Below are 15,412 nucleotides of genomic sequence, written 5' to 3'. Positions count from 1 at the left end.
GCAACCACTAAAAACTGTGTTAACAATTTCGGGCAGCAGTATCGGAGGCAGAATTGACCGGTAATTTGAATGGCATGGCAGAAGACCTGTACCTGGGCATCAGGGACCTGCCGATCGTATCTCCGCATGGTCACTGCGATCCGGGGTGGTTTGCAACCGATGCGCCGTTTCCCAACCCGGCAGAACTGCTGGTGGTTCCCGACCATTACGTGTTCCGTATGCTCTATTCGCAGGGCGTTCCCTTGTCCGAACTTGGCATTGGGGAAGAGGGGCGAAAGAAGGATCCTCGCGCCGTTTTTCGCACTTTTGCCGAGCACTGGCATCTGTTCCTGGGAACGCCATCCCGGATCTGGATGAATTACGTGCTGCATGAAACGCTGGGCGTGTCTGAGGAGTTGTCTTCGCGCACGGCAGACCAGGTTTACGATAAGATCTCAGAAAAGTTGGCGCGACCTGAATTTCGTCCGAGGGCTTTGTTCGACAGATTTGGGATCGAGGTTCTGGCCACCACAGATTCCGCTCTCGACAGCCTCGTTGAGCATCGGGAGATTCGTACAAGCGATTGGGGTGGGCGAGTTGTTCCGACGTTCCGCCCAGACGGGGTTTTGGATGGGGCGGACCCGGAGTTCGTACAAAACCTGAAAAAGTTGGCCGAGCTGACGGGCTGTGATCTGGGCAGCTACGATGGCTACCTCAACGCGCTGCGAATGCGGCGGGCTTATTTCATCCAGCTGGGCTGTACGGCCACCGACCACGGTATCGAACGTGTGCAGACCGAGTGGCTGGACGACCCGGATGCGCTGTACCAACGGCTGAGACGGCGGGAAGGTACAGAACAAGGCGCGCGCCGGTTCTATGGACATATGCTGATCGAAATGGCGCAGATGTCTATCGATGATGGTCTGACCATGCAGATACATGCTGGCAGCAAGCGCAACACGAACGACGCGGTAATGCGGGACTTCGGACGGGACAAGGGGGCCGACATTCCAATCGCGATGAATTGGGTCACGGGCCTTGAGGCGCTTTTGAACCGGGTCGGAAACTCGGCGGAACTGCGCATCATACTCTTCACATTGGACGAAAGCACCTATGCCCGTGAACTGGCGCCCATGGCGGGACATTGGCCGTGCCTTAGGATCGGGCCGCCTTGGTGGTTCCACGACAGCCCAGCCGGTATAGCGCGGTATTTCGATCAGATTGTTGAAACGTCCGGATATTACAATCTGGCCGGATTCAATGACGACACGCGGGCTTTTCTGTCCATTCCTGCACGGCACGACCTGTGGCGACGGGGAGTGGCGATTCATTTGGCCGATCAGGTTGCGCGCGGCTATTTCGGTCGGGATAGTGCTGAGCATCTTGCGCGGTTGCTGGCTGTCGATTTGGCGAAACAAGTTTACGGATTGCAAAGCTAGATGGGTACAATTCTTCACTTCGGCCTTGGAAACTTCGCCCGGGCGCATTTGCTGGACTACACGGATCAAGCTGGCGGATGGGACGTTGTCGGCGTCAGCCTGCGTTCATCCTCGGTTCGGGATGGATTGGCCCAACAAGGTTTCGAGTACGATTTGTGCGTACAGGGGCAGGGCGTCCGGCGCATCAAAGCTCTGCGTGACGTTCTGGTCGTGCCCAATGATCGCACAGAGATTTTCGATGTGATGGCGGATGCCGAGATCATCTCGGCGACCGTCACCGAGAAAGGTTACCATTTGGACGCCGCGGGCAATCTGAATCTTCAGGACCCAGCGATTGCCGCCGATCTGGCAGGGCAAGGGCCTGTGACGCTGATCGGTTTTTTAGCTTATGGCCTTGCGGAACGGTGCAAGCCAGTAACGGTGCTAAGCTGTGACAATCGCATGGAAAACGGCAAAACGCTCGGAACGGCAGTTGCCGATTTTGCGAATGCAGCCGGCCTGGACGTGAATTGGAATGCCATTCGCTTTCCAAACGCGATGGTCGACCGGATCACCCCGGCTACCACGGACGCCGTTCGCGCAATCAGCGGCGATCCTATGGCTGTTCCGACCGAGGCGTTCTCGGAGTGGGTGATCGAAGACAGTTTCGCCGGTCCGCACCCAGATTGGCCGGGCGTGCAACTGGTCGATGACGTAGCCCCGCACGAGATGCGAAAACTGCGCATGTTGAACGGTGCCCATTCCCTGTTGGCTTATGGCGGCTTGGAGCGAGGCCTGACCTACGTCCACGAAGCGGTTCGAGACCCGGTTTTGCGCCCGCTGGTTTCCGAGTTGATGAAGGATGCGGGCGCAACGCTGCCCGCAGCACTGCAAGTACAGGTTCCGGACTATGCCGAGGCTTTGTTGCGCCGCTTTGAAAACCTCGAGCTGGCGCACCGTCTGGACCAAATCGCGATGGATGGCAGCCAAAAGCTGCCGTATCGGTTTGTTCCCACACTCCGTGAGACCAGCTCTCAGGCGGTGATTGCAGGGATGCGGGCCTGGATCTCCTTTTGCATGTCCGAGACCGCCAAGGGCAGGACGCTGAACGATCCTTGCGCGTTGGAAATCGCCTCGGCTGTCAAACAGCCAGATCCGGTAGTGCCACTTTTGGACCTTGTTGGCGCTGAGGATCTCGCGTCACTTATCCGGGAATGATCGCGCCGCGGAACTGAACAACGGTGGACGCCAGATTGTGTCCGGCCATCAGGGCCTTGGCCTGCGATTTTCCTGTCAGCAAGGCTGCGAGGTACCCACCGTTGAAACTGTCGCCCGCCGCTGTGGTATCCAGCACGTTTTTGGCAGGCTCATAGGTTTGGTCAATGTTCTGACCAATGGGCAGAGGGCCATCCTCTCCGCGTTTCAATGCACCGACACCGTGATGATCGGTAAAGCGTGCCGCCACTTGATCCGCGCTTTCCCCGAACAGTGCCATCTCGTCGTCGATGGATGGTAGGGCAATATCTGCACGCTGCCAAAGCCGTTGGTTGATCTGCCGGGCGTGTTCGGCGCTGTCCCAAAGACGCGGACGAAAATTGCTGTCATAGACCAACCGGACTGAAGAGCCTTCGAACCAGTCCAGAAGCGCAAGCCTTACTGAATGCGGAAGAATGGCCACGGAAATCCCTGACAAGTACAGCACGTCGTAACCTTTCAGCGAGCTGAAGTCATGATCGGCAAAAAGCTGGCGGGCGGCCGCCTCGCTGCGCCAATAGGTAAAGCTGCGTTCACCGTCCGCAGAGGTCGTGATCGCGTATAGTCCCGGAGAAGCGTTGGGAATGATGCGGATGCCGGATGTCCCGATGCCATGGCTGGCGACAAAGTCCGCGATGCGCCCTGAGAACGGGTCGTCGCCCAGACATGTCACATACTCCACCTGCAGATCAGGAGCCGCGCGGTGCATGTAGATGGCTGTGTTCAGCGTATCCCCGGCGACGCCCAACTTCGCGCCGGTCTCCAGCATGGACAATTCGATCATTGCTTCGCCGATGCAGGCAATTCGCGTCATTTCTTTTCTCTTTTCCAGATGATGAGCCCGGCAACCATGATCAGCGCAGCCCCTGCCAACGTGAATGCGTCCGGTACAGTGTCAAAGAACAGATAGCCCCAGATCGCAACGTAGATCAGGAACGAATAGGTGAATGGCATCAACTGGTTCGCCGTTCCGAACCGATGCGCGTTAGTCAGCAGTTGATGCCCGCACCAGCCAAAGACGCCAAGGCTAATCAGGACTATCAGACTCCAGGTGTTTTCCGGCTGGACCCAAAACCAGATGGCGAAGGGCAGCAGGACCACCGTCCCGGTAAGCCCGAGGTAGAATTGCATGGTATCCACCGCAACAACCCCGGACAGCCTGCGCGTCATGATCGAATACAAGGCCAGCGCAGTGGCGTTATAGACGATCAGCAGCATGGTCGGATGAAAGGCCGAACCAAACGGCCGCACGACAACCAACACCCCCAGAAAGCCCAGGATGATAGCCGCCCAACGCCATGGTCCTACTCTCTCCTTCAGCACGAAAACGGACAGGAAGCACACGATGACCGGGCTTGAGAACATGATTGCCGACACGACGGTCAGAGGCAAAAACCGCAAGGCATAAAAGTTGAAAACGGTCGCCGAGATCAGCAGTAAGGCCCGGCTAATGACCTGCCATGGATGGTCGGTCTTGAATCGGCTGGCCTCAATCCCGCCTTTGGCGATCACACCCACAGAGATCACAAAGTGCCCCGCGTAGCGCATGAACGCCAACTGAAATGCCGGCACGCCGGCCAACGCCAACCACTTGGCCCCAAGGTCAACCAACGAAAAGAATAGCCACGCCATCAGCATCAGCACAATGCCAAGGCGCGGCAGGTCAGCGGTGGGGTTGGCGGAGACGGCCATCGATCAGGTGTTGAAACGCTTGACGTAGTAGTCAACCATCTGGCTAACCATATCATCCGCCTGACCGTGGTCGCGCGCATCATTCAGCGCCGAAAGCGCGCACTGCGACATCACGCTGGAAACGCCTGCATCGCGTGCCATACGGTCATAATACCCAAGGTCTTTTGCCGCGTTCTTGATGGCAAAGGCCAGCTGATTTGGGTCGCTCTCAACGCCGTAGGCTTTGACGAAATCCATCATTCCAGAATGCAGAGGCCCTGCGGCCATAACGTCATACACCTGTTTACGGTCAACACCGGTGATATCAGCCATGGCAAAGGCTTCGGCCATCGCGTTCGCAACGGTCATTCCGAAGAAGTTGTTGATCAGCTTGATCGTGTGTCCGGACCCAACGGGGCCAAGATAAAAAACGTTTTCGCCCAAGTCTTTCAGTGTCGGCTCGGCCTTGTTAAAGGCAGCCTTGTCGCCGGAAGTCATAATGTTGAGCTTGCCCTCTAGCGCGTGCGTAGGCGTACGGCCAAGCGGCGCATCAAGATAGCTTCCGCCGGCTGCGGCAACCTCCTCGGCCAAGGCGCGTGTGCTGCCTGGAAGCGAGGTGCCAAAGTCGATGACGATCGCCCCGGGTTTCAATCCCGCGATCACTCCATCTGTGCCGCGCATACGGCTTTCGACCTGTTCCGAGGTGCCCATGCACAACATCACGATGTCGCTGGCTTCAGCCAGTTTTTGGGCGTTTTGCATCTCGCGGGCGCCACGGTCAATCGCGGCGTCCAGGTATGTGCGGTCGCGGTTTCCCAATACAGCGACCGAGTATCCTTGGTCCAACAGTCGGCTCACCATGGCTCCGCCCATTAGTCCCAAGCCGATAAACCCGATTGATGGTTTGCTCATTGGTTTCCCTTTCCGTGAATGTGTCTGGTTTTCATTCTTGTGTCTGGCGCGTGCGGCTTTGCAGTTTGAATGCTCATATTGCCCGACGGATAATCATTGGTCTTTGGGTGGTCCGGTATTTTGCCGGGCCGCATGTCAATCAGGCCGGCGCCCGCGCTCGAGCCGTTCGCGCCTTCAGCCCCTGTTCGATCCATGATGTGACCTCGAGCGTCCGGGCTGCATCCTCGACATCGATTAGTGGAGGGACGCCGTTGATCACGTCAAGGAAGTGATCCAGTTGCGCTTCAAGCGGTGCGCGTTGTTGTTCCGGTCGTGTAAGTTGGTTTTTTTGGGCCGCAGTGCCCCAATCCTTTCCACGCCACAGAGTCATGGAGGGAAAACTCACAGCGCCGCTGGTTCCCGTGATCCACATCATGTCCTGATGGGTCGTGCCGATGTTCGGGTTTTCGCCGGTTCCGGCTTCAAATCCCCAAGGGCTGGGTGCGGTGTCGGCAAAACTGATAGTGCCCGTCGCGCCGTTTTCGAACGCAATCGCAACAGCCCCGCTTTCTATCCGATCCGATCCGCGGATCGACGCGCCAGGCAGGGCGACGACATCCGAGATTTCCCCGATCACAAAGCGCAAGACATCGATATCATGCACCAGATTGATCATGACTGGACTGCCATCGGAAGTCCGCCAGTTCTGTTCAAAATAGCTCTCGGGTTTACGCATGGCCCACAGCAACGAGACGTTGATGACTTGTCCGATCGTACCTTGCTTGATCACTTCTTTCAGGCGCTGCAAGGTTGTGTGATACCGTCGATGGTGGCCTACAAGGCTGCAGACATCGGCCTTGCGAACGGCCGCCCTAAGGCGCTGGGCATCATCGACCGATGCGGCAACCGGCTTTTCGATCAGCATGTGCCAACCGCGGGATGCGGCCAGAATGCCATGTTCGGCATGCAGGCGGGTCGGCGTCGCGATGATGACGCCATCCACCGGGCCCTTCACCTTGTCCATACTGGCAAAACGCGGCGCGTCGATCTGGATCGAGCCATCTGGATCGGCCAACCCGACCAACACGCAGCCGGGGTGCTCGATCACGGCGCGCACGTGGCGGATACCGATCAATCCACCGCCGGCTACAAGGATCCGTTTCACATCACCGCTCCGATTTGCCAGGGAACGAATTCGTAGTCGCCCAGGCCCTGCGCCTCGGACTTGGTTCGCGCGCCCGAGGCGACTTGGAGCAGCCGTCGGTATATTTCCTGTCCTTTCTCTTCGACGCTGGCACCTTTGGTCAGAATGTCGCCAGCATCCACGTCCATGTCTTCTGGCATGCGCGCTGCCAACTCAGAGTTTGTAGCGATTTTCAGCGTAGGCGCCGGTTTGGACCCAAAGGCAGAACCGCGCCCCGTGGTGAAGCACACTAGGTTGCAGCCGGCCGCGATCTGCCCGGTCACGGAGGCCGGGTCATAACCGGGGCTATCCATGAAAGTGAAGCCTTTGGCGGTGATGGGTTCGGCGTATTTGAATACACCGGTCAAAGGCGTGGTTCCGCCCTTCGCCGCTGCCCCCAACGACTTCTCAAGGATGGTCGTCAGACCGCCTTGCTTGTTGCCGGGGCTTGGGTTGTTGTCCATCGAACCGTGATTGCGGGCGGTATAGTCCTGCCACCAATCGATCAGTCCGATCAGTTTTTCCCCAGTTGCGCGACTAAGGGCGCTGCGGGTCAAAAGATGTTCGGCTCCGTAGATTTCGGGCGTTTCCGCAAGGACCCCTGTGCCGCCTTGGGCAACCAACAGGTCGCAGGCATGCCCGAGCGCCGGGTTGGCGGTCACACCTGACCAGGCGTCCGATCCACCGCATTGCAGCGCAACCATAAGTTCGGACGCCGGGGCTTCACTGCGTCCCGCCTCATTGGCAATGGGCAGCATTTGGTTGATCTTACTGATGCCCATTTCGACGGTGCGGCGCAATCCGGCAACGTTCTGGATGTTCATCGTCTGGAAGGTAGGACTCTGCTTCAGCCCATACGCGTCCAGCAGCCAGTCGATCTGGTTCATCTCGCAGCCTAGGCCGACCATCAGAACGGCAGCGTGGTTGGGATGTTTCGCAAACCCCCACATGACCCGTTGAAGAGCTTCGAAACCGTCGCCGGAATCGGCCATCCCGCAGCCCGTTCCGTGGACAAAGGCCACCACGCCGTCGACGTTCGGAAACTCGGCCAACTTGTCCGGCGTGAAGTGGTTGGCGATCATACGGGCCGCAGTCGCCGAACAATTAACTGTGGTCAGAACCGCGATGTAATTGCGCGTGCCGACCCGACCACTGTCCCGGTGGTAGCCCATGAACGTATCGACCGAGGTGGCGGGTTTCATGGGCCTGTGATCCGTCGCAAACTCGTAGTCCACACTAGTGTTGCGGAACTCGATATTGTGGGTGTGCACATGGTCGCCAGGTTCGATCGGTTGGGTGGCGTAACCGATAATCTGGGCGTATTTTCTGACAGGATCGCCGGGTGCAAGATTCCGCGTGGCGACCTTGTGTCCCGAGGGGATGCGCGTATTGGTCATGACATCCTCCACCATACTGCCGGCCTCCAGGGACCGAGTTGCAACAACCACGCTATCCGTTCGATCTAAACGTACAAAAGTCATAATCAGCTTTCCTGGCGGCAGCAGCTAGGCGCAGAACGGTGAGTCCGATGTCCACCGGTGAATATCTATGTGCGGTTGTCCGGACAGCCTTGCTCGCGCCGCTTCCCAATTAGATTTGCAGACACGCCAATCTCGCAGTTCGGTTTCGGGGCGCGATCTGGACCTCGCGATGAAGCTGGGGAAATGGCCTCGACCGGTGGGCTGGCCTGCCGCACTGAAGCGGATGTCGAACGACCAGCGGAACCGGTCCGTTTCATTGACCAGCGAAGCATGTGGCGTCAGAGGGTGAAACAGGATGATCCCGCCCGCCTTGACAGGAAGGGGCACAGCCCGGCCTTCGTCAATGAATCCGTCGGCAATACCAGTCTGCGTCCGCGCGCAATGCGGCAGGATGGATTGGTCATGTGCCTTTGGCAGCACTTGCAGGCAGCCGTTTTCGACCGTTGCATCGTTGACGGCAATCCACACCGTGACCATGTCGGTCTGATCCGCATCCTCCAACGCAACCGCCCGGTCCTGATGCCAGTCCGTCGCTGTGATGTGCGCGCGCACCTCATCCTTGGACAGCTTGAGAACGGGGGGCTTCAGCCGGACGTGCTGGATTGGATTGCTCACCAACTCTGGCCCGATCAACTGCTCGACAATGTCAAGCATGGGCCGGGCCGTTAGCAAGTCGAACACTGCAGGCCCGATATGGAAAGGTGTGTCCGCCATGATCCGATCGCCGGGCAACGAGATGTCCAGCGGCTGGAAATAGTCGCAACCGGCCTGATAGGCGGACAGAAGTTTGTCCCAGAAGGTCATTCCAGACGGTTCGTCCTTGACCAGCCCTCTTTCGTACCAACCGTCATAGAGCCGGCTCAGGACATCCGAGTATTCGATCTGTACCCGATCAAGGACATCGGCAGGGATAACATCCTCGACCACGAGGTATCCGTCCGTCTGGAACTTGCCAATCTGATCTTGTGTCAGCATGGGTGCGACCTCACAACAGCAGCGCGATGATGCCCGGCCAAATCAGAAGAACGGAAAGCGCCAGCAACTGGATCCCGATGAATGGCAGGAAGCCGCGGAAGATATCCGTCAGACTGATATGTGGCGGGGCCACCGACTTGAGGTAGAACGCGGCCGGGCCAAAAGGGGGCGAGAGGAAGCTGACCTGCATGTTCATACAGAACACGACGCCGAACCAGATGGCGACATGACTCGGCTCCAACTGGCCAAAGACTCCGATTTCTTCGATAGGAAGGCGCAGGACGATCGGCAGAAAGACCGGAATAATCAACAGCACGATTCCGACCCAATCCATGAATGCGCCCATGAACAGCAAGATCAGCATCATCACCAGAATGACCAGCATGGTTGGCAGCTCCTGGCCGACGATTAGGTCGGCCACGTATTGGGGCCCGCCAGCAATGGTATAGGCACCCGCCAGCGCGGCGGCTCCGATCGTAACCCATATGATGGTGCCTGTGGATTTTAGGGTTCGCATCAAGCTGTCCCAAACCAGCTCGAACGATCCTTCGCCCCGCAGGATGGCGATAATGAGAACGGCGAAGGCGCCCATGCCCGCAGCCTCGGTGATGCCTGTGATCCCGCCATAGATCGAGCCGAGCACGACGCCGATGACGACCAGCGGAGCGACGAGGCCTTTGCCCATTTCCCACCCGATTTTAGCGCGCTCTCTGCCAAAGACGAAGAAGATCAGCAGAAGGGCAACGATCGTGATGCCGGCAAACCAGGGCAGGTAGTCAGCCGTTCCCAGCCTCGCGGGCTCGCCCTGGCTGGCAGCGTTCGAGCCTGAGAGCTCGAAAAACGCGGCCCGGATAAACAGAACGGTGGAAAACCCGGCGACGACGATGCTCATGAAGGCCCCAAACAGTTTGCGTTTTTCGGCCGGTTCGGGGTCGTTCGGATCCGGTTCCGGCAGCGGAGCGTGATGAGGATTCAACTGCGTGCGGATGATGATGTACAGGATGATCATCGAGGCCAGCATGAAGCCAGGAATGAAAGACGCGGTGAACAGCGACTTGATCGAGGTTTCGGTGATCAGGCCATAGATGATCAGAACGATGGAGGGAGGGATCATGGTGCCCAGCGACCCCGAGGCGCAGATGACGCCGATCGCGAGATTTTGATCGTACCCTAGGCGCAGCATCTGGGGCAGGGCGATAAGTCCCAGCAGGACAACCTCGCCACCAATTATGCCGGACATGGCTGCCATGATCACCGCCATGATCGAGGTCACGATCGCGATGCCGCCGCGTGTTCTGGAAAGCCAGACATTCAGCGACGAATACATGTCACGCGCGATCCCGGATCGCTCTAGCAGCGACGCCATGAAGATAAACAATGGCACTGATATGAGCACGTAGTCCGTTAAGAGCCCATATATCTTCTGCGCCAGGATATAGAGCGGCCCAGTGCCTGGCCGACCGGTGAGAACCCCGTCGCCGAATGAAAATGGGTTCAAAAGCAGTGTCGGTTCGAACTTCAGGACAAGAACCAGAACCGCAAGGGAAGCCGAGGCCAGACCCAAAGGCATCCCGATCGCCAGAAGCGCGATCAGGGCGACCATCAGGATGAGTGAGATTGTTCCAATATCCATCAGTCTTGTCCCACTGCTCGTTTGATCATTTCAATTTCGTCTTCGTCCGGTTCATCTGTGTGGATTTCCGGTTCTTTGTTCCAATCCGCGATCAAGTTCAAAATTGCTTGCATTGCGACGAGCGTAATCACGATCAGCACCATCGGCTGCAACGTCGCCGGGATCGGAGGATTGAAGGCGGAGCCATAAAGCTCCCATTTATAGAGCTTGTTGACGAACACCTGTTTGTAGCTGCCGTAGACCAGAAAGAAGGCAAACAGTACGATCAGGATTGTCGAAACCGTATCAAAAACACGCTGAAGCCAACGTGGAACTGCGTCGTACAGCAGGAATATTCGAATGTGACTGCGTTGTTGCATGGCGTAGTAGCCAGACATCAAAAACACAAAGCTGGCGAACCAGAGTGTCATTTCGTTGGCCCACTCGGTCGGCTTTTCCAAGATATAGCGCATGAAGACTTCGTAGAGCATGACGACAGTCATGATTGCGATCATCATCATGGTAACTCGGCCTATGAACAGGGCGAAACGATCCATAATCGTCGAGCCTTGGAACTCCATCGTCGCTGGGCGCACGGTCTTGGTACCAATCACTGCAAGAAACGGCAGAAGTACTAGCGCGGCCACGTCGATGATGTCGACATACCCACCGAACACGCCATGCAATTCGGGCGTGACGTCGCTGCGCAGATATATTTCCGTTACCTGGCTTTTGAGGGATTCAGAGGTGTAAGGCAGCCAATCCAATAGGAATGCCGGGAGATGCCAAACAAGCCAACTGGCAGTCGCGACGAAGGCTAACGGTATAAGCCATTCAATTGGTCCGCCTGAATTCTTGTGCATCGCGTAACCCTCGTCCCTATCCTTCGATCCTGTAGTGATCGATAAAGTCTCGATCCGGCTCGACCCCCAGTCCGGGGCCAGTCGGGATCATGACACGGCCGTTGTTGGCCTTGACCTGATTTTGAATTTCCAGCGGTACGGTCAGCAGATTGTCCCGAAACATGTTGTCCGTTGTGTCGAACTCCAGCATAGGCTCCCATGGATGCAAACCGCCTGGAATTGCTGGCATGGCCGCCAGTAGGTGTAGATTAGTTGCGACGGCGATGGCGCTGCCCCAGACGTGATTTACGACCGGAGTGAAATGTGCGTGGCATAGGGCCAGTACCCTGAGATACTCTGAAACACCGCCCAAAGCACATACTTCTGGCTGCGCTATATCAATGCCGCGATTTTCAAGAAGATTGCGCCAGGCCCAGCGATTGAATATCGCCTCTCCGCCCGAGATGTTGACTTTAAGCGAAGTGCGCAGTTCGCGGTACCCGTCAATGTCTTCTGGCGCGACCGGTTCTTCGAACCAATATGCGTCCAGCTCTTCCAGCGCCCGACCGACAAAAAATGCGTCCGAAGTCGTATAGGCATGGTTCGCATCGACCATAAAAGGAAAGTCGTCACCAACTCCGCGTCGAACTGCTTCGCACAACTTCACATCAGGCTTCGGGCCAAAGCCCGTTTTCATTTTGGTGGCGGTAAATCCCATTTCCTTGATCTTCGCGGCTTCCTCCTCAAAACGGCTGGCCAGACTAGAAATCGGTTCATCCCGAAGCATCATGCCGTAGCCGTAGCAAGGAACGCTTGTGCGATGCGCGCCGCCGACAAGCTTATGAAGGGGTAGGCCAGAGATTTTGCCGGTGATGTCCCAAAGTGCGATGTCTACCCCGGACAAAGCCTGTATTGGCATTCCGCTTTGGCCATGGTCTCGCAGAAGGTTGTACACCTTGTGCCAGATCACGTCTTTGTCCAAAGGGTCCATGCCAAGAACCAATGGTTGGATTACCTTTTCTACGATGGACTTGTTGGCAATGGCTACGTTTCCGGGACCAAAACACTCCCCCCAACCGGTTACCCCTTCATCTGTCCGAATCTCGACCAGATGGGTTGTACGTTTGTCATAATACTGTTGCGAGTAGCCCAGAACTTCCGGCATGTCGTACTGCAGTACATGGCTTATTATTCTGTTGATTTTCATGAAGTTATGGATCCATACGCCGATCCAGAGGGGCCGCTAATGCGGCCTCTCCGTGCGTCGTAATTCGGTCGAAGTCTGACTATTGCATTGCGCCCAGGTCACGCAGGAAGTTGATGTGGCTTTCCAAAAGCGCCTGTGCCTCAGGGGTCGTCGCGAACTCAGTCCAACCGACCTGAACGGCCGCGCGATACGCTGCCAGGTCTTCAGGCGACCATTCGTACAACTGAACACCTTTTGCTTTCAGGTCTTTTGCAGTCTGAGCGTTCTGCACTTCATTGATTGTGGCATTGTGCAATGCCAAGCTATCCATTGCGACTTCCATGATCTTCTTGTGGTGCGCAGGCATCGCTTCCCAAACGTCTTTGCGACAGGCTAGGTGATCTGCAGGCATCGAGTGAAAACCGGGATAGTTTGTGTGACCTGCGATCTCGTACAGACCCAGTCCCACGTTGTTAGTCAGGTTCGCGGCATCCGCGCCATCAATGATGCCGGTTTCCAAAGCCGTAAAGATTTCGTTGAAGTCCATAACGATCGGAGAAGCACCAAGTTCCGCGAACACTTTGGTCGCAAGGCCTGGAGGGGAGCGGAATTTCCAATCTTTGAAGTCGTCCACTTTTGCAATCGGCTTGGTCGAAGAAAGCGACTCCGGCCCGGGAATCCACCATCCGATGAACTCCATGTCATAGCCGTTGTATAGATCATTCACAGCTTCTCTTCCGCCGCCATGAAGAAGCCAAGCCATTTGCTGATATGGGTTCTGATACCCGCCGAGCAGGTCGCCCGCAAACTGGAAGGCCGGATTTTTTCCCGTCTGATAGCCGCCGCCCGTCATGTCGCAGTCCAGAATTCCCGTAGCTGCGGCATCGAAGGTTTCAACTGATTTGACCACCGAAGAGGAATAGAACATTTCAACTTCGATTTCGCCGTTCGACATCTCCTGAATGTCTTCAACGTATTTTGCAGCCATCTGACCAGACAGAGTTTCGGGTGAAAAATGGGTTTGAATTCTAAGTTTCGTTGTTTCAGCCATCGCGAAACCGGCTGCCATTGTCGTGGCTACGGCCGCCACGGCCGCTGTCTTGACTATTTTCATAGTGTCCTCCCAGACGTTGAGCATTGCGCTTAGTGGGAGATCTTGTCGCCTCCGCTGCTGTCACGCAGATAAACGTTAAGCCGACGAATCGAATGCAACAAGAAAAATTTGAAATTTCTAAAAATTTCGAGATTATTGCATAAACTCGAAAATTTGCTTACGACGCTACTTGGACAAAAATTGAAGGCGCACACAGGGATGAAAGAAGAAATCGATATTTATCAAAATCTTAAAATGCGCCTAGTCTCTAATGGATTCGAGCATGGAGCCAAGGTGAGAGCCGAAGAACTTCGTATTGAGTATGGCTGTTCTGCGAGTGCGGTTCGGGAAGTCCTTTTTCGTTTAGCCGCTGTTGGATTGGTGGACTTTCAGGAACAAAAAGGTTTCCGTGTGCCAATGCGTTCGCCGCAGAAGCTTATCGAACTGACACACGTCCGTGTTTTGTTGGAGGCCGAAGGCACTGCGATGTCGATCCGCAATGGCGGAGTGGATTGGGAAGCAAGATTGACGGCCGCGCATCACAAACTTAGCCATATCGAAAAACGCATACACTCCACAGACGACCCGAGCGGCCTGATCGAGATATGGTTTGCCTCGGAGAAGGAGTTTCACCAAACGCTTATTTCTGCCTGTGGCTCGGAAACCTTAAAACAAATGCATAGCCGAGTTTACGCGCAATTCAGACAGCAGTTGATGGTGGCAGATCGGAACTTTGAGTTCATTTCTCAAAACATAAGACACCATGCCGATATACTTGAAGCAGCATTGTCAGGGGATGAGCAGTTAACACGAGAAAAAATTCACGATCATCTGAAACGCCACCTAACTGGAAAGACGATGGGCGACTAAAGTCGAAAATCGTCTTCCAAATACACCTGAATGATTTCGTCGAAGCTTGATTCCGCCTTAAACCCCAACTCCAGGGCGCGATCTGTTTGAAAGTCGCGCGGCCAATTCTTGACTATTCTTTCGATTGCCTCGTCGGGTTCTCGCCTAATTAAGCCCACTGCATCTTGACCGGCCACATTGCGCAGCGCTTCGATTTGTTCGGCGACGGTGCAACTTACGCCCGGCATGTTCAAGGCGCGTCTGTCGTTCAAAAGCTGCGTGTCCATAGTTGCTGCATGGGTCAAAAAAGTCGCAGCGGCGCGAGGGCTGGCGTGCCAGTGGCGAACAGTTTCGGCAACTGGTAAGATCGCCTCATCCCCATTCAATGGTTCTCGGATTATACCTGAAAAGAAGGAGGAAGCGGCAGCGTTGGCCTTGCCCGGGCGCACACACAAAGTGGGTAAGCGCAAAGAAACACCATTGATATATCCTTTCCTGCTGAAATCCGTGATCATCAATTCAGACGCCGCTTTTTGTGCTCCATAACTGGTCAAAGGTGCCGAGAGGAACTCATCACTTATCTTTTCGGGGAACGGCGCCCCGAAAACTGCTATGGACGAGGCGAAAACCAGACGAGGTGTGTACTCGCCTCCTGATGCCTCGTGTTCATCTCTGAGTGCGTTCAGCAGTGCCCAGGTCGCCAAAAGGTTGACATCCCAACCCAACGCAAAGTTTGTCTCAGCTTGGCCTGAAACGATAGCTGCAAGATGGAATATGACGTCCGGGCGTTTAGCTGCAACCGACTCGGCGATGCCTGCCGCAGTCAAGTTCCCCACAATCTGATTGCCTGGCGCACTGTCTGGCGGGAACGAGAGATCGAACAGTGAGAGTTGAGCATCTGCTCCAAAAATTTCTTGGGTCGAAACGCGTAGGGCCAGCTTCTGGCCCAGCATTCCTCCACCGCCCATAACAAGGATC

General features: G+C 56.0%; 13 protein-coding genes and 1 pseudogene. 3 read left to right on the top strand and 11 right to left on the bottom strand.

Annotation, left to right across the window (positions count from 1 at the left end; translation table 11 throughout):
- Window positions 1–74: 74 nt before the first annotated feature.
- Window positions 75–1,418, top strand: coding sequence for a glucuronate isomerase (gene uxaC, locus AC2FFH_RS00305; protein ID WP_496843773.1), 1,344 nt, complete (start codon window positions 75–77; stop codon window positions 1,416–1,418).
- A complete protein-coding gene (locus tag AC2FFH_RS00300; RefSeq protein ID WP_496843501.1) occupies window positions 1,419–2,615 on the top strand; it encodes a mannitol dehydrogenase family protein in 1,197 nt (398 codons plus the stop codon).
- Here the strand turns inward: AC2FFH_RS00300 and AC2FFH_RS00295 are convergent.
- The 10 genes and pseudogenes from AC2FFH_RS00295 to AC2FFH_RS00250 all read right to left on the bottom strand — a co-directional run bounded on the left by AC2FFH_RS00295 (window position 2,602) and on the right by AC2FFH_RS00250 (window position 13,606).
- Window positions 2,602–3,465 (bottom strand): sugar kinase, encoded by an 864-nt coding sequence (locus AC2FFH_RS00295; RefSeq protein WP_496843500.1) that lies wholly within the window; start codon window positions 3,463–3,465, stop codon window positions 2,602–2,604. The genes AC2FFH_RS00300 and AC2FFH_RS00295 overlap by 14 nt on opposite strands.
- Window positions 3,462–4,343 carry a DMT family transporter gene (locus AC2FFH_RS00290; protein WP_496780457.1) on the bottom strand — a complete coding sequence of 294 codons (882 nt, stop codon included), beginning with the start codon at window positions 4,341–4,343 and terminating at the stop codon, window positions 3,462–3,464. The genes AC2FFH_RS00295 and AC2FFH_RS00290 overlap by 4 nt, the downstream gene beginning before the upstream one ends.
- A 3-nt stretch (window positions 4,344–4,346) precedes the next feature.
- A pseudogene (locus AC2FFH_RS00285) lies at window positions 4,347–5,273 on the bottom strand (NAD(P)-dependent oxidoreductase); the annotation flags it as partial.
- A 100-nt stretch (window positions 5,274–5,373) separates the two neighbouring features.
- The gene (locus AC2FFH_RS00280; protein ID WP_496843499.1) at window positions 5,374–6,378 is read right to left on the bottom strand and encodes a Gfo/Idh/MocA family protein; all 1,005 of its coding nucleotides are present in this window, start codon (window positions 6,376–6,378) and stop codon (window positions 5,374–5,376) included.
- Window positions 6,375–7,877: a UxaA family hydrolase gene (locus AC2FFH_RS00275; protein ID WP_496843498.1), complete on the bottom strand. Its 1,503-nt coding sequence runs from the start codon at window positions 7,875–7,877 to the stop codon at window positions 6,375–6,377. Before AC2FFH_RS00275 ends, AC2FFH_RS00280 begins: the two co-directional genes overlap by 4 nt.
- Before the next feature lie 24 nt (window positions 7,878–7,901).
- Complete coding sequence (locus tag AC2FFH_RS00270) at window positions 7,902–8,852, bottom strand: phytanoyl-CoA dioxygenase family protein (RefSeq protein WP_496843497.1); 951 nt, start codon at window positions 8,850–8,852, stop codon at window positions 7,902–7,904.
- Between the two features lie 10 nt (window positions 8,853–8,862).
- Complete coding sequence (locus AC2FFH_RS00265; protein ID WP_496843496.1) at window positions 8,863–10,485, bottom strand: TRAP transporter large permease; 1,623 nt, start codon at window positions 10,483–10,485, stop codon at window positions 8,863–8,865.
- The gene (locus AC2FFH_RS00260; protein WP_472723380.1) at window positions 10,485–11,327 is read right to left on the bottom strand and encodes a TRAP transporter small permease subunit; all 843 of its coding nucleotides are present in this window, start codon (window positions 11,325–11,327) and stop codon (window positions 10,485–10,487) included. Before AC2FFH_RS00260 ends, AC2FFH_RS00265 begins: the two co-directional genes overlap by 1 nt.
- Before the next feature lie 16 nt (window positions 11,328–11,343).
- Window positions 11,344–12,513, bottom strand: a complete 1,170-nt coding sequence (locus tag AC2FFH_RS00255; RefSeq protein WP_496769764.1) for a mandelate racemase/muconate lactonizing enzyme family protein — start codon at window positions 12,511–12,513, stop codon at window positions 11,344–11,346.
- Window positions 12,514–12,592: 79 nt separating this feature from the next.
- Window positions 12,593–13,606, bottom strand: coding sequence for a TRAP transporter substrate-binding protein (locus tag AC2FFH_RS00250; protein ID WP_496769763.1), 1,014 nt, complete (start codon window positions 13,604–13,606; stop codon window positions 12,593–12,595).
- A gap of 198 nt (window positions 13,607–13,804) precedes the next feature.
- On the opposite strand from AC2FFH_RS00250, the gene AC2FFH_RS00245 reads away from it, so the two are divergent.
- Window positions 13,805–14,455: a GntR family transcriptional regulator gene (locus AC2FFH_RS00245; RefSeq protein WP_496780462.1), complete on the top strand. Its 651-nt coding sequence runs from the start codon at window positions 13,805–13,807 to the stop codon at window positions 14,453–14,455.
- Here the strand turns inward: AC2FFH_RS00245 and denD are convergent.
- The gene (gene denD, locus AC2FFH_RS00240; protein WP_496843772.1) at window positions 14,452–15,402 is read right to left on the bottom strand and encodes a D-erythronate dehydrogenase; all 951 of its coding nucleotides are present in this window, start codon (window positions 15,400–15,402) and stop codon (window positions 14,452–14,454) included. The genes AC2FFH_RS00245 and denD overlap by 4 nt on opposite strands.
- Window positions 15,403–15,412 lie beyond the last annotated feature (10 nt).

Source organism: Ruegeria sp. YTSC003 (assembly GCF_059609785.1).
The sequence above is the reverse complement of the archived record's forward strand: the minus strand, read 5'-3'. Positions and strand labels throughout refer to the sequence as shown.